The organism is Enterococcus sp. AZ015, from assembly GCF_050499225.1.
Lineage (GTDB): Bacteria > Bacillota > Bacilli > Lactobacillales > Enterococcaceae > Enterococcus_D > Enterococcus_D entomosocium.
Map to the genome: position 1 here is coordinate 1687034 of NZ_JBMHEX010000001.1, position 24427 is coordinate 1711460.

General features: G+C 43.2%; 23 protein-coding genes. 21 read left to right on the plus strand and 2 right to left on the minus strand.

Translation table 11 applies throughout. From position 1 onward, the window contains the following. Positions 1-11: 11 nt before the first annotated feature. Positions 12-1154, plus strand: a complete 1143-nt coding sequence (locus tag IGK85_RS07870; RefSeq protein ID WP_008379852.1) for a cation diffusion facilitator family transporter — start codon at positions 12-14, stop codon at positions 1152-1154. Positions 1155-1178: 24 nt separating this feature from the next. Further along, the gene (gene cls / locus IGK85_RS07875) at positions 1179-2645 is read left to right on the plus strand and encodes a cardiolipin synthase (RefSeq protein WP_008379854.1); all 1467 of its coding nucleotides are present in this window, start codon (positions 1179-1181) and stop codon (positions 2643-2645) included. Here cls and IGK85_RS07880 read toward each other — a convergent pair. Continuing rightward, positions 2625-3041, minus strand: coding sequence for a ribonuclease HI family protein (locus tag IGK85_RS07880; RefSeq protein ID WP_005236004.1), 417 nt, complete (start codon positions 3039-3041; stop codon positions 2625-2627). The two genes, cls and IGK85_RS07880, sit on opposite strands and share 21 nt — an antisense overlap. A 65-nt stretch (positions 3042-3106) precedes the next feature. Here IGK85_RS07880 and IGK85_RS07885 point away from each other — a divergent pair, with 65 nt between their 5' ends. The 19 genes from IGK85_RS07885 (at position 3107) to IGK85_RS07975 (ending at position 22388) form a co-directional block, all read left to right on the plus strand. After that, complete coding sequence (locus IGK85_RS07885) at positions 3107-3517, plus strand: EbsA family protein (protein ID WP_008379857.1); 411 nt, start codon at positions 3107-3109, stop codon at positions 3515-3517. A gap of 209 nt (positions 3518-3726) precedes the next feature. Next, positions 3727-5397 (plus strand): formate--tetrahydrofolate ligase, encoded by a 1671-nt coding sequence (locus IGK85_RS07890; RefSeq protein WP_008379859.1) that lies wholly within the window; start codon positions 3727-3729, stop codon positions 5395-5397. Between the two features lie 228 nt (positions 5398-5625). Continuing rightward, entirely contained in the window at positions 5626-6033 is a 408-nt protein-coding gene (locus IGK85_RS07895) for a hypothetical protein (protein WP_005235998.1), read from the plus strand. After that, positions 6026-6733 (plus strand): CBS domain-containing protein, encoded by a 708-nt coding sequence (locus IGK85_RS07900; RefSeq protein WP_005235996.1) that lies wholly within the window; start codon positions 6026-6028, stop codon positions 6731-6733. The genes IGK85_RS07895 and IGK85_RS07900 overlap by 8 nt, the downstream gene beginning before the upstream one ends. After that, a complete protein-coding gene (lspA, locus tag IGK85_RS07905; protein ID WP_005226122.1) occupies positions 6730-7215 on the plus strand; it encodes a signal peptidase II in 486 nt (161 codons plus the stop codon). The genes IGK85_RS07900 and lspA overlap by 4 nt, the downstream gene beginning before the upstream one ends. Then, the gene (locus IGK85_RS07910; protein WP_008379864.1) at positions 7199-8107 is read left to right on the plus strand and encodes an RluA family pseudouridine synthase; all 909 of its coding nucleotides are present in this window, start codon (positions 7199-7201) and stop codon (positions 8105-8107) included. The genes lspA and IGK85_RS07910 overlap by 17 nt, the downstream gene beginning before the upstream one ends. Positions 8108-8350: 243 nt before the next feature. Then, entirely contained in the window at positions 8351-8887 is a 537-nt protein-coding gene (gene pyrR / locus IGK85_RS07915; RefSeq protein WP_005231374.1) for a bifunctional pyr operon transcriptional regulator/uracil phosphoribosyltransferase PyrR, read from the plus strand. A gap of 19 nt (positions 8888-8906) precedes the next feature. Beyond that, positions 8907-10187: a solute carrier family 23 protein gene (locus tag IGK85_RS07920; protein WP_005235990.1), complete on the plus strand. Its 1281-nt coding sequence runs from the start codon at positions 8907-8909 to the stop codon at positions 10185-10187. Between the two features lie 47 nt (positions 10188-10234). Beyond that, positions 10235-11161: an aspartate carbamoyltransferase catalytic subunit gene (locus IGK85_RS07925; protein ID WP_005235988.1), complete on the plus strand. Its 927-nt coding sequence runs from the start codon at positions 10235-10237 to the stop codon at positions 11159-11161. A gap of 36 nt (positions 11162-11197) precedes the next feature. After that, complete coding sequence (locus IGK85_RS07930; RefSeq protein ID WP_008379867.1) at positions 11198-12481, plus strand: dihydroorotase; 1284 nt, start codon at positions 11198-11200, stop codon at positions 12479-12481. Position 12482: 1 nt separating this feature from the next. After that, positions 12483-13562, plus strand: coding sequence for a carbamoyl phosphate synthase small subunit (locus IGK85_RS07935; protein ID WP_005235984.1), 1080 nt, complete (start codon positions 12483-12485; stop codon positions 13560-13562). A gap of 1 nt (position 13563) precedes the next feature. After that, positions 13564-16749, plus strand: coding sequence for a carbamoyl-phosphate synthase large subunit (gene carB, locus IGK85_RS07940; protein WP_008379870.1), 3186 nt, complete (start codon positions 13564-13566; stop codon positions 16747-16749). A gap of 21 nt (positions 16750-16770) precedes the next feature. After that, positions 16771-17547: a dihydroorotate dehydrogenase electron transfer subunit gene (locus IGK85_RS07945; RefSeq protein WP_008379873.1), complete on the plus strand. Its 777-nt coding sequence runs from the start codon at positions 16771-16773 to the stop codon at positions 17545-17547. Continuing rightward, positions 17547-18470 (plus strand): dihydroorotate dehydrogenase, encoded by a 924-nt coding sequence (locus IGK85_RS07950; RefSeq protein ID WP_008379876.1) that lies wholly within the window; start codon positions 17547-17549, stop codon positions 18468-18470. Before IGK85_RS07945 ends, IGK85_RS07950 begins: the two co-directional genes overlap by 1 nt. After that, the gene (gene pyrF, locus IGK85_RS07955) at positions 18470-19189 is read left to right on the plus strand and encodes an orotidine-5'-phosphate decarboxylase (RefSeq protein ID WP_008379878.1); all 720 of its coding nucleotides are present in this window, start codon (positions 18470-18472) and stop codon (positions 19187-19189) included. The genes IGK85_RS07950 and pyrF overlap by 1 nt, the downstream gene beginning before the upstream one ends. Continuing rightward, on the plus strand, positions 19186-19821 hold the full coding sequence (gene pyrE / locus IGK85_RS07960) for an orotate phosphoribosyltransferase (RefSeq protein WP_005226111.1): 636 nt from the start codon (positions 19186-19188) through the stop codon (positions 19819-19821). Before pyrF ends, pyrE begins: the two co-directional genes overlap by 4 nt. A 157-nt stretch (positions 19822-19978) precedes the next feature. Beyond that, positions 19979-20656: a carbonic anhydrase family protein gene (locus IGK85_RS07965; protein ID WP_016620153.1), complete on the plus strand. Its 678-nt coding sequence runs from the start codon at positions 19979-19981 to the stop codon at positions 20654-20656. A 323-nt stretch (positions 20657-20979) separates the two neighbouring features. Beyond that, a complete protein-coding gene (locus IGK85_RS07970) occupies positions 20980-21897 on the plus strand; it encodes a helix-turn-helix domain-containing protein (RefSeq protein WP_008379882.1) in 918 nt (305 codons plus the stop codon). Then, on the plus strand, positions 21897-22388 hold the full coding sequence (locus IGK85_RS07975; protein WP_005235973.1) for a pyridoxamine 5'-phosphate oxidase family protein: 492 nt from the start codon (positions 21897-21899) through the stop codon (positions 22386-22388). Before IGK85_RS07970 ends, IGK85_RS07975 begins: the two co-directional genes overlap by 1 nt. Before the next feature lie 254 nt (positions 22389-22642). Here the strand turns inward: IGK85_RS07975 and efbA are convergent, their stop codons facing one another. Then, positions 22643-24343 carry a fibronectin-binding protein EfbA gene (gene efbA / locus IGK85_RS07980; protein WP_005235971.1) on the minus strand — a complete coding sequence of 567 codons (1701 nt, stop codon included), beginning with the start codon at positions 24341-24343 and terminating at the stop codon, positions 22643-22645. Positions 24344-24427: the final 84 nt, after the last annotated feature.

Consider the following 24427-nt stretch of genomic DNA (forward strand, 5'->3'; position numbering starts at 1 on the left):
AGGGTGATGATTTGCTAAACTTTTTTTTAAATCGTAGCAAAAAAAATGATGTCTACGAACGCACAGCCATTGGGAAGTTAGCGGGTAGCCTCGGGTTGCTTTCCAACCTCCTATTATTTGCCGGAAAATTTATCATTGGCTTATCTGCACAATCTGTTTCGATTATGGCCGATGCCATCAACAGTCTTTCAGATACAGCCTCGTCTATTTTAACATTGATCGGTTTTCGGATCTCGGCGAAACCAGCCGACAGTGAACATCCATATGGACATGAGCGATTTGAAGCCATCAGTGGGTTTGTGGTATCTTTGATCATCACGTTTGTTGGCGGTCAATTTCTCATCAGCTCTGTGCAACGCATCATGGAACCGACGAGTATCCGTCTTTCACCACTATTGTTTATCGTTTTGGTTTTATCGATTTTGATCAAAATCTGGCAGGGAGCGATGTACCGCAAACTGGCGAACCTGATTGGCTCTCAAACACTTAAAGCCAGTGGGCAAGACAGTCTCAACGATGTGTATACAACGGGTGCGGTTTTGTTTTCAGCGACGATCGAGTGGTTGACTGGCCTACGTATCGATGGCTTTGTCGGCTGTCTGATTGCCTTGTATATTTTGATTAGCGGAATCAAAATGATTCGTTCCTTTATCAACGAATTATTAGGGGCACGCCCAACGCAAGAAGAAGTAGCTGCCATGGAGCAGCGCTTGGATCACTATCCGACGATTCTCGGTTACCATGATTTACTGGTTCATAATTATGGACCGAAAAATCGCTTTGCCAGTGTGCATATCGAAGTGGATGAAACGTGGTCTTTACGAGAAGCGCATGAGGTGATTGATGCTATTGAACAAGATTTTCGCCAATCTTTAAAGGTCGACCTTGTCTGTCATCTTGATCCAGTACCAATTCAAGATCAGCAGTATCGGTATTTAAAAAAAGAAGTGTCAAAGATCATTCGCTTCGTTGATCCGCAGTTACGGATGCATGATTTTCAGGTCAAAGGAGATCTGTTGGCGTTTGATTTAGTGATTCCCGCAAAATCGGCGTATAGTGATCAAGAAATCGAAGAAATGCTGAAACAAAAAATCAAAGAAACACTAGGGGACTATGAATTGAAGCTTGCTTTCGATCATAGTTACCTATTATAGGGTTACAGGATATAGGAGGAAACTATGATAAAAATGGATATGAGCATGATTTCCACGGTATTATTGGCACTTTTGTTTATTAATACGATTGCTGCCTTTATTACTGTTTTTCGGAAACCACGCTCGATTGCAAGTGTCTTTGCTTGGATGATGACGTTGGTATTCATCCCCGGCATCGGGTTTTTGTTGTACTTGTTTTGTGGTCGGGGGATCGACGGAGAAATTATTTATAAATTTAGTGAGCACCACCAAAGTAGGATCAATGAGTTGAATCAAATCATCAAAGTGCACAATTATTCTTTTCCTGAACATCCTTACTCAGATGACAATCATCTATTAGAGCGCTATTTTAAGAACCTTGATGAATCGCCCTTGACTAAAGGAAACAAAGTAGAATTTTATACAGATGGAAAAGAAAAATTTGCAGCATTGTTTGAAGACATGAAGCAAGCAGAAGATAATCTGCATGTGGAATATTATTCGTTTTTTAATGATGAGATCGGTGGCCAATTTCTGTCTATCTTGATCGATAAAGCCCGTGAAGGTGTTGAAGTGCGTTTGGTCTATGATCCATGGGGGTCACCGAAAGCCAATCGGAAATTCTTTCAACCGTTGATTGATGCCGGTGGAAAAGTCGTGCCTTTCATCACTTCGAAGAACCTGATCCGTAACACACGATTGAACTATCATCTACATCGAAAAATCGTTGTGATCGATGGTCAAATTGGGTGGACTGGCGGCTTTAATGTCGGCGATCAATATTTAGGGAAAAAGGCCAAATTTGGCTATTGGCGAGACACCCATGCAAGAATCGTAGGTACTGCCAGTTTTACACTACAAGAGATTTTTATTCGTGACTGGAACGCATCTGTAAAAAAAGAAGAGGATCAACTGGAATACGAGGATCGCTACTTTATTCTACCGCCGAAAGAGCTCTCTGGAAATGTTGATTTGCAGATTGTCGCTGATGGTCCTGAAAGTGAGACCCAAATTCTCAAAGGCGGTTTTGTAAAAATGATCTTAGCTGCCAAAGAATCGATTTGGATCCAAACGCCTTATTTGATTCCTGATGACAGTATGATGAACGCATTGGAAATTGCCATCCACTCAGGTGTAGACGTCCGAATCATGATCCCATGTATGCCTGACCACCCATTCATTTACCGGGCAACACAGCATTATGCCAATTATTTGCATCGTCGTGGTGCAAAAATCTACATCTATAACAATGGTTTCCTCCATGCGAAGACGGTCATGATGGATGATACCATTAGTTCCTTTGGGACGACAAATCAAGACATTCGGAGTTATGCCTTGAATTTTGAAGTCAATGCTTTTGCCTACGATCACGATGTCACGCAAACGTTGAAAGGCTTCTTTGAAGAGGATATGGCGCAATCAACATTACTGACGGATGAAATTTTAGCTAAGCAGTCTTACTGGTTGCGCTTCAAACAAAACTTCTCTCGGTTATTGTCTCCGATCCTTTAATTTCAAAGCCTTTGCTAATCCTTGGCGTGCCAAATGGTCGGCACCTTTGTTTTGGCTCTCAGGGATCCATTGGATGATCGCTAAAGGGAACTGTTTCAACAAGCATTGAATTTCCGTTAAATAATCAGAAAAAGCAGGGTTTTTGGTATAATTCTTGTCGATAGTCTGCGCAACGACTTTGCTGTCGGTATAGAGCATAATCGTCTGTTCCTGTAACCCTTTGTCAATCAGCAGCTGCAACGCGTTTACCATCACAGCGAACTCTGCTTGGTGGTTGGTTGAATCAGGTAGCGGAAACGCAATTTGCTCATGCAGATCAGTACCGACAATGACGATTCCACCGCCACTAGGGCCGGGGTTGCCTTTCGTGGAAGCATCAAGATAAACTTTTAACATTGTCTCACCCTTTTTTGATATGATAAAGATAGTATACTAGAAATTTTATGTTGTGAGGAACTTTTATGAAGCGTAAATTGTATTGGCAACCGGAAGCTGCTACAGCGATCATTTATTGGTCGTTTACTATGATGATATTATTTATCAGTTTGATTCTTTCGTTGGAAAATACCAGACCTTATTGGAAAAGCAACCTCGTTTTAGCCGTCTTTTTCTTTTTTGTATGGTTAGGTATTCACCGAAGCATGCTCATCAGAAATGATTTGCTCCTTATTCGCTATGCCCGCTTATGGAAGAAACGCCTTATTTCTTTACCTGAGATAGAAAAATGGCAAATTAAAAACCGTTTAATCAGCATTACCGATCATCAAAAAACGTATACCTTCACGTTGCGTAAAAAAGATGTGGCATGGTTAGAAACTTTTTTTCAAGAAAAAATCCCTGAAAAAAGGGTGCAGGTCGAAACCAACGAGTAATTCATAGGAATCTAGAAAACAGCGATCACTCCTTTTGGCGGTACAGCCTTAGGAAGGACGTTGTTTTTTGTTTACATAGAGGATTCGGCAAACTTCTTGTAAAAGTGTGGAAAATCTCTCTTTCTTTCTGAATAAAATCAAGTATAATAAGAGCATAGCAAACAAAATACATTTTAAAGTGCTAAATAGTTCGTGAATTGAGGGTAAAAATGAAATCAGATATCGAAATTGCACAAGAATCAACGCCTAAACCGATTATTGAAATTGCTGAACCACTTGGTTTAACAGGGGATGACCTGGAACTTTATGGCAAATATAAAGCAAAAATCGAATGGTCGGCAATCAAAGAAAAAGCAAACAAGCCGTTAGGTAAGCTTATTTTAGTCACAGCCATCAGCCCGACACCAGCAGGGGAAGGTAAATCAACGGTGACCATCGGACTTGCGGATGCCCTGAATCAAATCGGGAAACAAACCGTCATTGCTTTGCGGGAGCCATCATTGGGCCCAGTAATGGGCATCAAAGGCGGCGCCACCGGCGGCGGCAAAGCACAAGTTCTACCGATGGAAGACATCAACTTACATTTCACAGGTGATATGCATGCGATCACGGCTGCCAATAACGCCTTGTCTGCGTTGATCGACAATCATATCCAACAAGGCAACGAATTAGGGATCGACGGACGTCGGGTCACATGGAAACGCGTTGTCGATTTGAATGATCGAGCGTTACGACAAGTGATCGTCGGTCTAGGGGGACCGTTACAAGGCGTTCCCCGAGAAGACGGTTTTGACATTACCGTTGCTAGTGAGATCATGGCGATTTTGTGCTTGGCAACAAGTATTGATAATTTAAAAGAGCGATTAGGAAAGATTTTAATTGGTTATTCTTTTGGGAAACAACCGATTTACGTAAAAGATCTGGCGGTCCAAGGTGCTTTAGCCTTACTTTTAAAAGATGCCCTCAAACCGAATCTCGTTCAAACGATTGAAGGAACCCCTGCGCTGATCCATGGCGGTCCTTTTGCGAATATCGCCCATGGGTGTAATAGTGTCATCGCAACCGAGACGGCTTTGCACGTAGGCGAATACACGGTGACCGAAGCTGGGTTTGGTGCTGACTTAGGCGCAGAGAAATTTCTTGATATCAAAACACCGAATTTATCAAAGGCACCAGATGCGATCGTAGTGGTAGCAACGATCAGAGCACTGAAGATGCATGGTGGGGTCGCTGTCGCTGATTTAGGGACAGAAAACTTAAAAGCATTAGAGCGAGGCTTCAGTAATTTAAAGCGTCATGTTGAAAACATGCGTAAATATGGTATTCCAGTTGTCGTTGCGCTTAATGAGTTCTCACAAGACACAGAAGCAGAGCGGAAATTAGTTGAAACCATGTGTCAGCAAATCGACGTCACCATCGCACGGACAGCCGTTTGGGCAGAAGGTGGCGCCGGTGGAACGGATCTAGCAAAAGCGCTGGTACAAGTAATTGAGGAAAAAACCGCCAACTATCATCGCTTGTATACCGACGATTTGCCTTTAGCGGATAAAGCTTCTTTGATTGTGCGTGAGATCTACGGCGGGGCAGAGGTTGAGTTTGCGCCTAAAGCCAAGGCACAGTTGCAAAGCTTCAAAGAGCAAGGCTGGGATCAGCTGCCGATTTGTATGGCAAAAACCCAGTATTCATTCAGTGATGATCCAAAGCGATTGGGCGCACCAGATGACTTCACAGTAACGATTCGCGAATTCGTGCCAAAATTAGGTGCTGGTTTTATCGTTGCCTTGACTGGTGCCGTGATGACAATGCCTGGATTACCGAAGAAACCTGCGGCTATCAATATGGACGTGACTTCTGATGGCCAAGCGATCGGTCTTTTCTAAAAGAGTGATCACAAGCAAAGAAGACATTCGCTGCATTTGAAACGAAAAAACGGAAAGAGATGATTTGAAAGGACGGATGCAAGCGGCATTCGTCTTTTTCTCGTTCATTAGACGTGATGGAAGATAAAAGTAGGGATTCTTGTTATAATAATCAAGGAAGCAAGCAAAAGTCTATTTTCTTTCTTTTGATAATCAAGTATACTTAACCAATTGAGGTGATCTTTGTCAATGGAGCTACAACTAACTAGGAGGACTGGTTTTTATGGAATGGGCAGTCCCTTAGAGGTCATGCAAGGGAAAAAAAGAATCGCTGCCATCAATCATCAGCAAACGATTTTTTTAGAGTTAGCTGAGCAGACACCGATTCGTGTGCGCATGTTTTTTTTAGAAAGTCAGCCTTTTCAGCTACCACAAGGCCAATCAGCGCTCAAGCTGGAGATCGTGATGAATCCTACGCTTAAAAGATTATATATCGGCTTTTATTTAAGCCTTTTTCTCATGATGGGGGTATTGGGCTTATTCTCTATCTCCCTTTACTCGTTGCTTTTTGTCGGGGTGTATTTGGTGGCATATTTTGTCTTTGTTTTGATTTATTTGAAAAAAGCGTATCTTATCAAGGAGGTTCCTCATGGCTAGTGGTGCAGATCAATTTTTGAGTAGTTTTAATCGAATCGAAAAGCGGCTTCGTGACGAATTGGATAATCCACGGAATATGGGTTTTTCTGAAATGGTTCGTCGCTTGTCAAAAAGCAAAAATATCAATGTTAGAAGAGCAGAAGATGATTTATTACAAATGGCTCAGCTGCGCAATGCCATCGTACATGAAAAAATCGGAGAAAACTTTGTCATTGCTGAACCGAATGAATGGGTCGTCAATCGCATTCAAGAAATTGAACGCTCTTTACTGGCACCTGAAAAAGTCATGCCGCGTTTTGCGAAACGAGTGACTGGTTTTGAAAAGCACCTGCCATTACCAGAGTTATTGAAAATCGTTGCCCAAAAGCGCTATTCACAATTTCCGATCTATGATAATGGTCGATTTTTGGGCTTGATCACTTTGCGGATGCTGGGATACTGGTTAGCGAAAGAAAGCCTCCATGGTGAAATCAAGTTGACAGGCAGAACGGCAGATGAATTATTAGCAGGAGATGGGAAACGATCAAATTATTGTTTCGTGTCGGCTGAAACGACCATCGTAGAAGTGGAAGAATTGTTTCAAAAAAATGCCCTGCTTGAGGCGGTTTTGATCACCAAGGATAAAAATCCGAATGGAAATCTCTTGGGCATCATCCGTCCACGAGATATTTTTAAAGAAGAAAGAGTGGAAAATTTATGATCGCGTTGTTTTTTTTGTTAAGTGCTGTTGTCATTGGCTTGGATCAATGGCTGAAAATTTGGATCGTTGCCAATTATCAACTAGGTGAAACACATTCTCTGATCGACAATGTGTTGTCCCTGACCTATCTTCAGAATACCGGTGCAGCTTGGAGTATTCTAGAAGGAAAAATCACTTTTTTTGCGATCATCACCGTTATCGCGGTTGCCGTCGTTGTTTACCTATTGTTTCGTTACCAAAAAAGCAGTTTGTGGTTTCGCTTTGGATTGGCATTTGTTCTAGGTGGCGCTATCGGAAACTTCATCGATCGCTTGCAGCATGGCTTTGTGGTGGACATGTTCCAGCTTGATTTTATCAATTTCCCAATTTTCAATATCGCTGATATGTCATTAGTGTTTGGGGTAATCTTGATTTTTATTTATGCACTGGTAGATGACGAAGCAAAAGGGAAACAAGGAGAATCAAATGGAAAAGCAAATTGAAGTAATCATTAAAGAAGAAAAAGGGCGGGTCGACAAAGTGTTGGCTGAACGCTTGCCTGACCATAGCCGTTCACAAGTTCAACAATGGCTGAAAGAAGATGCCGTTACTTTAGAAGGTGAAACGGTTCGGGCTAATTATAAAGTAAAAGCAGGCGATCACTTGGTCATCCAAGTGCCAGAGCCGGAAGTAGTAGATTTAGAGCCAGAAAATATTCCTTTGACGATCGTCTATCAAGATGCTGATGTGGCAGTCATCAACAAGCCGCAAGGGATGGTGGTTCATCCATCCGCTGGGCATCCAAATGGCACCTTGGTCAATGCGTTATTGTACCATATGGATGATTTATCCACGATCAATGATGTTGTTCGGCCAGGAATCGTTCATCGAATCGACAAAGATACGTCGGGTCTGTTAATGATCGCCAAAAATGATCAGGCACATGAGTCGTTAGCGAAACAATTGAAAGACAAAACATCGTTACGCAAGTACGTAGCATTGGTTCATGGTACGATCAGCCACGAAAAAGGCACCATCAATGCACCAATCGGTCGATCAAAAGTCAATCGCAAAATGCAAGCCGTGATCGAAAATGGCAAACCCGCTGTCACTCACTTCACCGTGTTGGAGCGCTTCGAGCAGTTCACCTTAGTAGAACTACAGCTGGAAACAGGAAGAACCCATCAAATAAGAGTCCACATGCAGTACATCGGTTTTCCGCTAGCTGGCGATCCGCTATATGGACCTAAACGCACGCTAAAAGGCAATGGGCAGTTTTTACATGCCAAGCTTCTAGGCTTCACCCACCCAACAACAGGCGAGTCGCTGGTCTTTGAAGCGCCATTACCAGAGCTGTTCACGGACACGTTAAAAAAATTGCGAAAAAATGATTGATTTTTTTGTGTGAGAACTGTATAGTAATTGTAACAACTAAATAGCTCCTTTAAATGTAGTCCCGTGAGGCTAAGAAGGAATGAGTAAGCAGACGACTCCCGCGTTGGAGATTCGAACCCTTACTAGATGATAACGTGTACCCAAAATCCACAGAATGGGATTTTAGGCAACGATCGGAAAACATGACTCCTACCTCAAGCAGGTAGGAGTTTTTTTATGTTCAAAATTAGGAGGGAATAACATATGGCAGCGAAAGAAGTAGTAGATGCAGTAACAATGAAACGAGCGTTAACGCGGATCACCTATGAAATTATAGAAAGAAATCGCGGCATTGATAACTTGGTGCTGGTAGGGATCAAAACCCGCGGCATCTATATCGCGCAACGAATAGCAGAACGTTTAAAACAACTAGAAGGCGTAGAAGTACCTGTCGGTGAATTGGACATCACCTTGTACCGAGATGACAAAAAGACAGAAGATGATCCAGAGATCCATTCATCAGACATCCCGACTGCCATTGATGGCAAAGAAGTCATCTTGATCGATGATGTCTTGTTTACAGGACGGACGATTCGGGCAGCTTTGGATGCCATCATGGATATTGGTCGACCAAAAAGAATCTCACTCGCCGTTTTAGTTGACCGCGGTCATCGTGAACTGCCGATTCGGGCAGATTTTGTTGGAAAAAATATTCCAACTGCTTTAAGTGAAGAAATTATCGTGGAGATGGAAGAATCCGATGGTTCTGACCGGATCATGATCAATAAAGAAAACGACTAGGAAGAAGAGTGACAGCAACATGCAGAAGCAAGAATTTCGTAATCCAGACGCAGTTTTAGACATCAAAGATCGGCCCAAAGCACTGCCTTGGTTAGGTCTAAGCTTACAACATCTTTTCACGATGTTTGGGGCAACCGTTTTAGTTCCGATCCTCGTTGGGATCAACCCAAGCATCGCTTTAGTTAGTTCAGGTATTGGAACATTGGTTTACTTGGTCACGACGAAAGGGAAGATTCCAGCGTATCTAGGCAGCAGCTTTGCGTTTATCGCAGCGATGCAGATGCTGATGAAATCTGATGGCTACCCAGCTATCGCACAAGGCGCCATCACGACTGGGTTGGTTTACGTGATCGTTTCGATGATCATTAAACGTGCCGGTGCAGCTTGGTTGGATAAAATTTTACCACCGATCATTGTCGGTCCTGTGATTATGGTGATTGGATTAGGGTTAGCCGCTAACGCCGCCCAGAATGCAATGTACAATGACTCAGTCTACGATTTCAAGTACATTCTGGTAGCTTTGGCTACCTTAGGATTAACGATTTTCTTCAATATGTTTCTGCGAGGGTTTTTAGGATTGATCCCGATCCTTCTGGGGATCGTGGGCGGCTACTTGATCGCCTTAGCAGCGGGGATCGTCGATGTGCAGCCCATCATTGACGCCAACTGGTTTGGCATGCCAAGCTTCGAGATTCCCTTCATTAACTATGAACCAAAACTGTATCTGAATGCAATCACTACGATGGCGCCGATCGCTTTTGTTACCATGACCGAACACATCGGTCATCTGATGGTCTTGAACAAATTAACCAAGCGGAACTTTTTTGAAGAGCCAGGCTTGAACCGAACACTATTGGGAGATGGGTTTGCTCAAATTGCAGCCGGTCTCGTTGGGGGCCCCCCAGTGACAAGTTACGGAGAAAACATTGGGGTTTTAGCAATTACACGGGTCCACAGTGTGTTCGTCATCGGTGGAGCAGCAGTTCTAGCCATCGTACTAGGCTTCGTTGGAAAACTAAGCGCATTGATCTTAAGTATTCCTGGTCCAGTCATCTCAGGGATCAGCTTCCTGCTCTTTGGCGTCATCGCTGCCAGCGGGTTGAAAATTTTGATCGACAACAAAATCGATTTTGATCGTAAGAAGAATTTGATCATTGCGTCAGTGATCCTTGTGGTAGGAATCGGCGGTCTTGTATTCACGGTCGGTACCTTCACATTATCCGCAATGGCGTTAGCAACTGTCCTAGGAATCTTCTTGAATCTTATTTTACCTGACAGCTCTCGCAGCGAAGAAAAATAACTTGTGCCAACTCATCGTTTAAACAGAATCAAAGGAGGAATTCATTCATGATTATTCAATCCGAAAGAATCAGCTTAAAGCATCTTTTGACGGTAGAAGCATTGACGGACCGTGAAGTGATGGGACTCATCCGCAGAGGACAAGAATTCAAAAGAGGGGCGAAATGGATGCCCCAAAAAGAACAATATTTCGCAACAAATCTCTTTTTTGAGAACAGTACCAGAACCCACAAAAGCTTCGATGTTGCTGAGAAAAAACTAGGGATCGAAGTCATCGAATTTGAAGCCTCCACCAGCTCTGTTCAAAAAGGCGAGACCTTGTATGACACGGTCTTGACGATGTCAGCTTTAGGTGTAGACGTTGCGGTCATTCGCCACGGCGATGAAAACTACTACGACGCTTTGATCCAAAGCAAAACGATCCAGTGCAGTATCATCAATGGCGGGGACGGCAGCGGCCAACACCCAACGCAATGCTTGCTAGATTTGATGACGATCTATGAAGAGTTTGGGCATTTTGACGACTTGAAAGTCGCAATCGTAGGTGACATCACCCACTCACGGGTCGCAAAATCAAACATGCAAATGTTGAAGCGTCTCGGAGCGAAAGTCTTCTTCTCAGGTCCAAAGGAATGGTATGACGAAGAATTTGAAGTATACGGTCATTGGCTACCATTAGACGAATTGGTTGCAGAAGTCGATGTTATGATGATGCTTCGTGTCCAGCACGAGCGCCATGATGGAACGGAAAGCTTTTCCAAAGAAGAATACTTAAAAAATCACGGGTTGACCGTCGAACGGGCCGCAAGAATGAAAGAGCATGCGATCATAATGCACCCAGCGCCGGTCAATCGCGATGTGGAATTGGCTGATGCGCTAGTTGAAAGCTTACGCTCACGAATCATCACACAGATGTCCAATGGCGTCTTTGTTCGAATGGCGATTCTTGAAGCGGTGTTGAACGGTAAGGCCTAACAGGCAAAAAGGAAAGAATTAGAGGAGGAAGTTTACATGAAAACACTCATTAAAAACGGTAAAATCATCAAAAAAGACAATCACTGTGTTCCTGCAGCAATTTGGATCGAAGAAGGAATCATTCGTGGGATCGGTACAGCATTTCCCGAAACAGATTTTGACGAAGTCATCGATGCCAAAGAGCAATTGATCACGCCAGGTTTAGTGGATGTTCATGTACACTTCAGAGAACCAGGCTTTGAATACAAAGAAACAATTGAAACGGGCAGCATCGCAGCAGCTCGCGGTGGGTTCACGACAGTTTGCGCAATGCCAAACCTTGACCCAGTTCCCGATACACCGGAAAAATTAACAGCTGTTTACGAAAAAATCAACGCAGATGCGTCAATCAATGTCTTACAATACGCCCCGATCACAGAAAACTTACGCAGTGAAACGTTGACGGATGCAGCTGGAATGAAAGCTGCTGGCGCTTTCGCCTTGACGAACGATGGCGTGGGTGTTCAGACTGCTGGCACAATGTATCTGGCCATGAAGCAAGCAGCCGAAAATGACTTGGCCTTGGTTGCCCATACAGAAGATGACTCCTTACTCTTTGGCGGCGTGATGCATGCTGGTAAAAAAGCAGAAGAACTTGGACTACCGGGGATCTTGAGTGTAACGGAAGCTTCTCAAATCGCTCGTGATGTACTTTTGGCGGAAGCAACAGGTGCTCATTACCATGTCTGCCATGTCTCGACCAAAGAAAGTGTTCGAGTGATCCGAGATGCCAAAAAAGCTGGTATCCATGTGACAGCTGAAGTTTCTCCTCATCATTTGCTTCTAATCGATGAAGATATTCCTGCCGATGAAGGCTTTTGGAAAATGAACCCACCGTTACGTGGGCAAGAAGACCGTGAAGCGTTGATCAAAGGTCTGCTGGATGGCACGATCGATTGTATTGCGACGGATCATGCACCACATGGCTATGAAGAAAAAATGCAAAGCTTTTTAAAAGCACCATTTGGCATCGTCGGATCAGAATATGCCTTCCAATTGTTGTACACTCATTTTGTCAAAACAGGACGCTTTACCTTGCAGCAACTAGTGGATTGGATGACCGTGAAACCAGCATCAATCTTTGGTCTAAGCGCCGGAACGATGATGGTCGGAGACAAAGCCGATCTCGCGATTTTTGACTTAGAATCAGCTTATAACGTGGATCCTAAGCAATTTCTATCAAAAGGAGTCAATACGCCTTTCGGTGGATGGACGTTATATGGGGATACAAGTTATACATTTGTAAATGGAAAATTAGTATGGCAAAAAGGTGGGCAATAATATGAAACGTTGGCTTATTTTAGAAGATGGAACATACTTTGAAGGCGAAGGCTTTGGTGCCAGTATCAATGTTTTTGGTGAGATTGTTTTTACCACCAGCATGACGGGCTATCAAGAAGCCATTACGGATCAAAGCTTTAACGGACAAATCATTACGTTTACGTATCCGATGGTTGGAAATTACGGCGTCAACCGAGACGACTACGAATCAATTTCACCGACTTGTAAAGGGGTTGTTGTGAAAGAACACGCGCGTCTAGCGAGCAATTGGCGGAAACAGCTGACGTTAGATGAATTTTTAAAACGCAAAAATATTCCAGGGATCGCAGGAATCGATACACGCGCGCTGACAAGAAAGATCCGTCAACATGGGACCATGAAAGCGAGTATCGTTGATGCAGGAGATGTCTTTGACCATGCCTTTGATCAATTAAAAGCGGCGGTTTTACCAACCAATCAAGTGGCACAAGTTTCTACCTCAAAACCTTATCCAAGTCCTGGAACGGGTCGCAATATCGTGGTCATCGACTTCGGCTTGAAGCACAGTATTTTACGGGAGTTGTCACGCCGTAATTGCAATCTAACGATTTTGCCATACAATACGACAGCGCAAGAAATTTTAGACCTCGCACCAGATGGTGTAATGCTGACAAATGGACCGGGTGATCCTAAAAGCTTGCCAGAAGCAATTAAAATGATACAAGGGATTCAAGGCAAGGTACCGATCTTCGGGATTTGTTTAGGCCATCAGCTCTTCTCATTAGCGAATGGGGCAGATACCTATAAAATGAAGTTCGGTCACCGCGGATTGAACCATCCGGTAAGAGAGATCGCCACTGGTCGGATCGATTTTACCTCACAAAACCATGGCTTTGCTGTGGATGAAGCATCCATCGATCCTGAAAAACTAATGGTGACACACGTCGAAGTGAACGATGGCACAATCGAAGGGGTTCGTCATCGCCGCTACCCAGCATTCAGTGTCCAATACCACCCAGATGCGGCACCGGGCCCGCATGATGCGGTCCACTTATTTGACGAATTTTTAGAGATGATCGATGCATGGAAGGAGCAGAACTAATATGCCAAAACGTACAGATATCAAGAAAATCATGGTAATCGGTTCTGGACCGATTATTATAGGACAAGCGGCAGAATTTGATTATGCCGGTACACAAGCTTGTTTAGCTTTACGAGAAGAAGGCTACGAAGTGGTGTTAGTCAATTCGAATCCCGCAACGATCATGACGGACAAAGAAATTGCTGACAAAGTCTACATTGAACCAATCACATTTGAGTTTGTCTCACGGATTTTACGTAAAGAACAGCCTGATGCAATTTTACCGACATTAGGCGGACAAACGGGCTTGAATATGGCGATGGAATTAGCCAACTCAGGTATTTTGGATGAATTAGGAATTGAGTTGCTAGGAACCAAATTAGCGGCAATCGATCAGGCAGAAGATCGAGATTTATTCAAACAATTAATGGAAGAATTGGATCAACCGATCCCAGAATCCGAAATCGTATCAACGGTGGAAGCAGCAGTTGAATTTGCGAAAAAAATCGGCTTTCCAATCATTGTTCGTCCAGCATTTACGCTAGGAGGAACGGGCGGTGGCATGTGTAACAATGAAGAAGAATTACGCCAAATCGCTGAAAACGGCTTGAAGCTCTCGCCCGTGACCCAATGCTTGATTGAACGTAGTATTGCTGGGTTTAAAGAGATCGAATATGAAGTGATGCGGGATTCTGCAGACAACGCGATCGTTGTTTGTAATATGGAAAACTTCGATCCAGTCGGCATCCACACCGGCGATTCCATCGTCTTTGCCCCTAGTCAAACACTGTCAGACCATGAATACCAAATGTTGCGAGATGCGTCATTAAAAATTATTCGCGCATTAAAAATAGAAGGTGGTTGTAACGTTCAGTTGGCACTTGATCCACATAGCTTTAATTACTATGTGATTGAAGTAAATCCAAGGGTTTCTCGTTCGTCTGCACTAGCAAGTAAAGCAACAGGTTATCCAATTGCCAAACTGGCAGCGAAAATTGCCGTCGGTTTAACATTGGATGAAATGAAAAATCCAGTCACAGAAACCACCTATGCAGAATTTGAACCCGCCCTTGACTATGTTGTGGCAAAAATTCCTCGCTGGCCGTTTGACAAGTTTGAAACGGGGGAACGTCGATTAGGAACACAAATGAAAGCAACTGGAGAAGTGATGGCCATTGGTCGTAATATTGAAGAGTCATTACTGAAAGCTGTTCGTTCATTGGAAATCGGCACACATCATATCGAAATGAAAGAACTAGAAGCTCTTTCTGACAATGATCTGATGGAGAAGGTCATCAAGGCCCAAGATGATCGCCTGTTCTACGTCATGGAAGCCATCCGAAGAGGGTATACTATCGAAGATTTGAATGAAATGACGAAAATCGATTTATTCTTCTTAGATAAAATGCTTCACATCTTTGAGATCGAACAAGCATTAGCAAACGAACCACATTCCCTTGATGTGTTGAAAAAAGCCAAGCAAAACGGCTTTACGGATAAAAAGATCGCTGAGCTGTGGGAAACCACGGAAGCTGAGATCCGCACGCTGCGTCATGAGCAAAAGATTTTGCCCGTCTACAAAATGGTAGATACATGTGCCGCAGAATTTGAATCAGCAACACCTTATTTCTATAGCACCTATGAGTTTGAGAATGAAAGCAAGCGCAGTGAAAAAGAATCTGTTCTTGTCCTAGGTTCTGGACCGATCCGAATCGGACAAGGGGTGGAGTTCGACTATGCAACAGTGCACTCGGTGAAAGCGATCCAAGCTGCTGGCTATGAAGCGATCATCATGAACAGTAATCCTGAAACGGTTTCGACTGATTTTTCTATCTCCGACAAGCTGTATTTTGAACCGTTGACCTTAGAAGATGTCTTGCATGTGATCGATTTGGAACAGCCAATTGGGGTCATCGTCCAATTTGGCGGGCAAACGGCGATCAATTTAGCCGAACCTTTGGTGAAAGCCGGAGTCAAAATCCTAGGCACCAGCATTAAAGATCTTGATCGTGCCGAAAACCGCGATCTCTTTGAGCAAGCATTACAAGCACTAGATATTCCGCAACCACCAGGCGACACGGCGACGAACGAACAAGAAGCGATCGCCATCGCACAAAAAATCGGCTATCCTGTTTTAGTCCGCCCAAGTTATGTCTTAGGGGGACGTGCGATGGAAATCGTGGAAAACCAAGCCGATTTAGAAGATTATATGCGTCATGCAGTGAAAGCATCACCAGAACATCCTGTCTTGGTCGATCGTTACTTGGTTGGTAAAGAATGTGAAGTCGATGCTATCTGTGACGGCAAAACTGTTTTGATTCCTGGAATCATGGAACATATCGAGCGTGCAGGGGTCCATTCAGGAGATTCAATGGCGGTCTATCCACCGCAAAATCTTTCGGATGAACTAATTGCTACGATCGAAGAATATACCAAACGCTTGGCATTAGGTTTAAATTGTATCGGTATGATGAATATCCAATTTGTCATCCATGAGAACAAAGTGTATGTCATTGAAGTAAATCCTCGTGCTAGCCGAACCGTGCCATTTTTAAGCAAGGTAACAGAGATCCCAATGGCACAAATTGCCACGAAGGCGATTCTCGGGGAAGAGATCACAGCGTTAGGTTATCAAGACGGACTTGCTCCAACACCAAATGAAGTACACATCAAAGCACCTGTCTTCTCCTTTACAAAACTTTTAAAAGTCGATACTTACTTAGGCCCTGAAATGAAATCAACGGGTGAAGTAATGGGATCAGACAAAGATTTGGCAAAAGCACTTTATAAAGCTTTTGAGGCATCAGGCCTGCATATTCCTGAATTTGGAAAAGCACTTTTCACCGTTGCAGACGAAAGCAAAGAAGAGGCAGCAGCACTGGCGGCGCGTTTCGTAGAGGTCGGCTTCACCTTAATGGCTACCAATGGAACCGCTGATTACTTTGAAGAAAAAGGCCTGCAAGTGACACGAGTTGCTAAAATCTCTGATCAACAAGCAGAAGAAACGGTTGTTGATTTGATCCGTAAAGGAACGACCCAAGTAGTAGTCAATACCATGGACAAAGATCGCCAAAATGCAACGGAAGACGGATTTATCATTCGCCGAGAAGCAGTGGAGCATGGTGTACCGACCTTTACTTCTCTTGATACAGCGGATGCAATTCTAAAAGTGATGGAATCCCGCAGTTTTTCAACAAAAGCAATTTAACGCAGATAAAGGAGTTTTTTGATGAAGCAAGAAATCATGACCATCAGCAAACAGCGTCAACTGGCACCACGGATTTTTGAAATGACATTGACTGGTGAATTAGTCAATGAGATGAGGACCCCAGGGCAGTTTCTGCACCTGCGGGTTCCTCAAAATGCCTTTCTTCTTCGCCGACCGATCAGTATCAATCATATCGATGCTGAGAAAAAAGAATGCCGAATCATTTACCGGGTCGAAGGAGATGGCACACGAATTTTTTCAGAAATGACCGTTGGTGATCCAATCGATGTGATGGGGCCGTTAGGAAATGGGTTTCGCTATCATCATTTAAACCAAGGGGACACTGCATTTATCGTAGGTGGCGGTATCGGTGTACCGCCGCTCTACGAACTATCGAAACGTCTGACGCAACAAGGGATCCACGTCATTCACTTTTTGGGCTTTGCCAGCAAAGACGTCATGTATTATGAAGAGGAATTTCGCGCACTGGGAGATACGAGGATCGCTACCGATGATGGCAGCGCTGGTTTACAAGGAAATGTTGGCAACCTGTTATTAGCTGCAGAGCAAACACCTGCGGCAGTCTTTGCCTGCGGAAATAACGGTCTTTTAAAAACCACCGCCCAGCTTTTCGAAGACCTTTCAGATGTTCAATTATCCATGGAAGCGCGAATGGCTTGCGGGATGGGTGCCTGTTATGCCTGTGTTTGCCATACGAAAGATGACGAACAAGGTACAAAAAGTGTCAAAGTTTGTGACGAAGGGCCTGTATTTCAGGCGAGAAAGGTGGTCATTTAATGTCGATCAACGTCGAGCTACCCGGATTGAGTCTAAAAAATCCGATCATGCCTGCCAGCGGCTGTTTTGGGTTTGGTGCAGAATATGATAAATATTATGACATCAGTCAATTAGGTGCGGTGATGATCAAAGCGACCACACCTGAACCACGTTTCGGCAATCCAACCCCAAGGGTAGCGGAAACGCCTAGTGGTATGTTAAATGCCATCGGGTTGCAAAATCCTGGGTTAGAAACGGTCATGAATCAAATATTGCCGGACTTAGCTCAAAAACATCCAGAGTTACCGATCATTGCAAACGTTGCTGGTTCGACCGTCGAAGATTACGTTCTTGTGTGTCAGGAAATCAGTCAGGCAGAAAATGTCAAAGCGATCGAACTGAATATCTCTTGCCCTAACGTCAAACATGGCGGTATCACTTTCGGAACCGATCCTGCGGTTGCTGGTGCATTGACTGAATCGGTCAAAAAAGTCTCGCAAGTGCCGATCTATGTCAAACTTTCGCCGAATGTGACGGATATTGTCCCAATTGCAAAAGCGATCGAAGCAGGCGGCGCCGACGGGTTTACGATGATCAATACGCTTTTGGGCATGCGGATCGATTTAAAAACACGAAAACCGATTTTAGCCAACCAAACCGGGGGCTTGTCTGGTCCATCAATCAAACCAGTGGCGATCCGCCTAATCAAACAAGTGGCGCAAGTTTCTCAATTACCAATTATTGGCATGGGGGGCGTGATGTCAGTGGATGATGTACTTGAAATGTATCTGGCAGGTGCAAGTGCAGTTGCAGTAGGAACTGCAAACTTTACCGATCCTTACATTTGCCCAAAATTGATTGAAGAATTGCCTATCCGAATGGCAGAATTAGGGATCACTTCTTTGGAACAGTTGATAAAAGAAGTGAGAGAGGAGCACGTGTGATGAGTGAACGACCAATTATTGCCTTAGATTTCCCCAACAAACAGGCTATTGAAACATTTTTAGCGCAATTTCCTGCGGGAGAAAAATTATTTGTAAAAGTTGGAATGGAGATTTTCTACCAAGAAGGACCAGCGATCGTCACTTGGTTGAAATCCTTTGGCCATGACATTTTTTTAGATTTAAAATTACATGATATCCCTAATACTGTTGGACGAGCAATGGAGCGCTTAGCTTCTTTAGGTGTTGCTTTGACGAATGTTCATGCAGCCGGCGGGATTGAAATGATGACTGCTGCTAAAAAAGGTCTGCAACAAGGAACCCCCGCTGGAGACAAAGTCCCTGATTTGATTGCAGTTACCCAATTGACCTCCACTAGTGAGGCACAAATGCATCATGATCAGCAGATCATGACGTCACTGCAAGAAAGTGTTATCCATTACGCCACCTGTGCCCAAAAAGCTGGATTAGACGGTGTTGTTTGCTCCGCACACGAAGCAAAACAGATCAAGCAAAGAACAACCGATGCCTTCATACGCTTGACGCCTGGTATCCGACCAGCTGGCAGTGAAGTTGGCGATCAAAAACGAATCATGACACCTGCACAAGCTCGCAATGCGGGGGCTACCATGATCGTTGTGGGACGTCCAATCACCCAGTCTAAGACACCGTATGAAAGTTATCTGCAAATAAAACAAGAATGGAAGGAAGCTAGCCAATGAAAGAACAATCCAATCAAATTGCCAAAGATCTTTTAGACATCGAGGCGATTTTTTTACGACCGAATGAACCATTTACTTGGGCAAGCGGCATCAAAAGCCCTATTTACTGCGACAATCGAATCACTATGAGTTATCCTCATGTACGTCGCGCCATTGCGAAAGGCTTAGCTGCAGTCATCAAAACGACTTATCCCGAAGCAGAAGTGATTGCAGGGACCGCAACAGCCGGGATTCCCCATGCTGCTTGGGTCGCTGAATTGTTAGATTTGCCAATGGTTTATATTCGCAGCAAAGCAAAAGAACATGGCAAAGGCAATCAAATTGAAGGTCGTATTCAGCCAAATCAAAAAATGGTCGTCATTGAAGATTTATTGTCAACAGGTGGCAGTGTCTTAGAAGCTTGTGAAGCAGCCAAAAGAGAAGGAGCCGACGTATTAGGCGTCGCTGCGATCTTTACTTACGAGCTGCCTCAAGTCCAAGAGAATTTTGACCAAGCAGGTCTATCCTATGTGACTTTGACAAACTATACAGCGTTGATCGAGTCGGCTTTAGAAACGGGTGCTATTCAAGAGTCTGATGTTGCCCTGTTACAAGAGTGGCGAAAAGATCCTGCTGCTTGGTTGAGTGAATAAGGAATTGAAATAAGAAACGGATATGTGAGGGAATGACCAAGCATATTCGTTTTATTTTCACCTATTTTCTGATAGCATTGGGAGAAAGTTTTTTTGATAGGAAGGGCTATTCCTTGCTGTCAACTTGAATTAGGAGGCTGTTTTTTTGAAAAGAAATATGGATGTTCCCTGGAGTTATTCCGGAGACAATGGACCTGAACATTGGCACACTTTGTGCGATTGGTATGCACAAGGCGCCGAATTTCCTTACCAATCCCCAATTGCTTTAGTTCACGATGAAACCGAAGAACCTATCGATCAGGACTTGGCTTTTCACTATAAACGAGAGCGGTTCACGGAAAAAGAATTCAAAAATACGATTCACTTCGTTCCATATAACAAAGAAAGTTATGTCACATTTAAAGGGATCAACTACTATTTGACGGATATTCATTTCCACATGCCGTCTGAACATATTATCGATGATGAACAGCAAGAATTAGAGTTTCATCTCGTCCATATGAATGAGGACGGAGAAAACTTGGTTGTGGGCATCTTATTCAAATTGACGGATAAGCTCAACTGGATCTGCAATCAGCAAGACGACAGCATCTGGGACTTTGAAAACCATACGCAATGGTTTGATCCGACTATGTTCTTACCAGAACGCACCCACCATTTCCATTATGTGGGTTCGTTGACGACACCGCCAACCAAAGGGCCAATCAATTGGTTCGTCTTTGACTGGATCGGGGAGATGAGCCGCCGCTTCATTTTGGAATTCCGGGAAGAAGTGTTAGAAAACAATAATCGCCCATTACAAGACCGCAAAGATCGACCTATTTATTTCTATTAATTTATAAAAATAGATCCTTTTACGTAGTGTTTCTCACTGACTTCATTTGATGGTCAGTATAGAAACCACTTCGTAAGGGTAATCAATAAAAATGATGTTAGAATTTTTAGAATGTCATTGACTAGAAAAAGACGAAAACTCTTCGTCTTTTTTTATTTTTATATTCTAGGACCATGAAGGCTATGCTAAAATATTAAATAAGCTGATTCTCGGCAGTTAATGCATTGTGAAAATAAATACAAATATAGTTTTTTTTAGAAAAAGAGCAGACACGGTAAAGCTTTTTTGGCTGAGTATTTTATAGTGAAAGAAAGGAAATCCATATGCATGCATGGGAAGCAATCCAAAAATCCATCGATTTTATCGAAGACAATCTTGCTGAGTCGCTAGAGATCGAAACGTTAGCACAAGTCGCATCACTTTCTGTATTTTATTATCAACGCTTATTTACTCGCTTAGTTAAAATTTCTGTTAGGGAATATATAAAACTGCGTCGTCTGGCCAGAGCCGCTGTTTTATTAAAAGACAGAAAAAGTCGAGTCATTGAGGTCGCTTTTGAGGTTGGTTTTAGCAGCCATGCAGTATTTTCAAGAACCTTTAAGACCGTTTATGGACTTTCACCTTCTCTTTACCAAAAAGCGCCGATCGGCTTGCAAAATTTTGATAAGCCGGATCTATCTTTAGGGTATATTGTCACAGAAGAAGGCAATCCATTGATCAGCGAAGGAGTCGTTTTGGAGATTCAGAAGAAGCAAAATCAGCAACCGCTGGTTTTTTGTGGCGTTGTTGGTTACTATCCATTTAAGTATGGAAAAATGCTGGGCCAACGAACAGGGATTGATCCGATTGATGATATTTGGCATGATTTTTATCAAAAGACTGCCAATCAGCCTCGCACCGATCATTGCCTGATCGGTGTTTCATTTCCGGGAGATGCGCCTGAAGGCTATTCAAGTTATTTTGTTGGTCAAATATCTGATGGTTCGCAATTTCTCAACTGCACTGAATGGACTTTACCAGAACGTGAGTATATTGTTTGCAGTTTTGATACGGTCTCAGAGCAACTGATCATCAATATGGGAAAGGCGATGCGTTATACCCGTTTTTGGCTCAAGAAAAATGGCTGGATTGCTGAGAATTTTTTTCCTGAGCTTTATCGAAAAGGGGAAAATCATGTGGTTCATGTCGAATTATGGATTCCTTTTAAAAAAAGAATTATGATGCAAGGAGGAACAGAATAATGACCCACCAGTATGAAGAAGGAATAAAGCTGCTTGAAGAAAAATTCGGACATTTTAAAGACAATGTGATTGCCCTTGCGACGACAGCTTGTGACAAAACTGTAGAGGGACACATACAACCAGTCGTTCGAGAAGTTGATGCTTTTTATGAAGAGGGCGTTTTTTACGTGTCGACACACGAGCAATCCAATAAAATCAAGCAAATCAAAAAGAACCCAGCAGTTTCCATTGCTGTTAGCGGTGAATGGTTTACTGCGGTCGGTCAAGGGGAGAATTTAGGTTGGGTGCTAGACCCTAAAAATGCAGAATTAAGATGCAAAATTCGCAAAGCCTTTGTCTGGTACGACGAAGTCAACAATGAGAATGATAAAGGCTGTTGCTTTCTAGCAATCCATTTGACCAAAGGAACGTTGAATATCAATCACTGGGAAAAGCTGTATCATTTTGATTTCGAGAAGAAAGTCACTATGGAGGATGGTGGAATTTATTAGCTAGCAGAAGCTACTTTCTCACGGTGATTTTCGAATGCCATTCTATCGGATCTAGCAGATACGTCGATGGCTAAATTCTGAGAAGGCTTGCCTTTTGTGTTTCAAGCTAAGCAAAATTTTCGCTGAAAGAGCAGTAGATAGAAGGAAAAAGCATAAAAACCGATCACAAGCGCGTGTAGTTTCGCAGCGCTTGTGTGGTCGGTTCTTTTATTGATTACACTATGATTTTTTGATCCGAATAGGCTGAGGAGCAGCTAGGACTGTTTTAATCTCAAAATTCCCTCATCAGGTGTCACAAAAAGCGTTTTTTGATTCTCATAAATGACGAATCCAGGTTTGGCACCATTCGGTTTCCGAATATGTTTGACTTGCACATAGTCCACCGGTACTTGGGCAGATTGACGATATTTTGAGAAATATGCGGCAAGCTCTGCAGCTTCCATTAAGGTTGTCTCACTAGGATCATCCGAACGAATGATGACATGAGAGCCAGGAATATTTTTGGTATGCAGCCAGATATCACTCTTACGAGCTGTTTTTAAGGTCAGTTGGTCATTTTGTAAATTGTTTTTTCCAACGAAAATTTCTGTTCCGTCTGAAGAAAGAAATCGTTCTGGTTGCGAAGGAGCGGCTTTTTTACGCTGTTTCGTCCGATTTTTGACATAGCCTTGTGCAATCAGTTCTTCCCGAATAACCGCCAGATCCATTGGAGAGGCGATTTCTAATTGGGCTAACACGGATTCGAGATACGCGATTTCTTCTTTCGTTTCGGCAATCTGCTGATGGACCAATTTGACTGCATTTTTTAATTTCTGATAACGTTGAAAATATTTCTGAGCATTTTGATTGGGAGAAAGAGCGGGATCTAATTTGATCGTCAAAAGCCGATTCTCATCATAGTAATTTTCCAAATCAACTGAAGCAGCACCACGGGGGACTTGATTCATAAAGGTCGTCAAAAGCTCACCTTTTTGACGAAATTCTTCGGCGTTTTCTGAATCGATTAACGTTTGTTGGCGTTTCTTTAACTTCAATTGGTTCCGTTTCAGTTCATTCTCAATCTTCTTTAGTAATTCGCCACCTTGTTGTTTGACCCGATCTCTTTCCGCCTTGTCGTGATAAAACGCATCTAAAAGCTCGCTCAGACTCTGATAAGAGGTGACAGTGGTGGTCGCATCGATCAATGATGGATAGGGAATTGGTGTAAAATATTCCTTTTTCTCTGACTGGAGATAACTTGGTGCTAGCTCCTGGGTAAGCTCTGTAAAGAAAGCTTCCCACTGACGCAGTTTTTCATTGGGATTGGCATTGATTCGAGCGATTAATTCTTCTGCTGTATCGCGGCCTAAGCCTTGGAATCGTTGTTGAAGTTCTTTTGCCGTCAAGGGATCGATGGTCGATAATTCTTCAAAAATTTTGGTGCGAGAGGCTGTAAAAGGATTAAGTGTTGTTTGCTTTGGTGGTGCAATATAAGTAGCACCCGGTAATAAAGTACGATACGTATTTTGTGAATGACCAATGTGTTTGATTGTATCGACAATTTTTCCGCTCGTCTTATTCATTAATAAAATCGTGCTGTGACGGCCCATCAATTCGACAATCAAGACGAGGGATTGTAAATCACCTAGTTCATCTCGTCGAGTAAAATGAAAATGGATCACACGGTCATTGTCGATTTGTTCGATTGATTCTAAGATCGCCCCTTCTAAATATTTCCGCAGCATCATCAAGAAATTCGGTGGGGTTTCTGGATTGCTATAGGCGATCGTTGTGCATTGCACACGAGCATAGGTGGGATGTGCGGATAGCAAAAGTTTATGATTTTTCCCTTGGGCACGGATCACAAATACGACCTCATTTTCATAAGGTTGATGAATTTTGTTCACACGTCCACTGGTTAATTGATTTTGTAATTCTTTGACCATTAAATGGGTAAAAACACCATCAAAAGACATATTGTTTCCCTCTTTTCTTATAAGGATAGTTTGACTGAGGGATTGATCCTTCCAATGTCAAATATTCCTATCTATTATACCGAA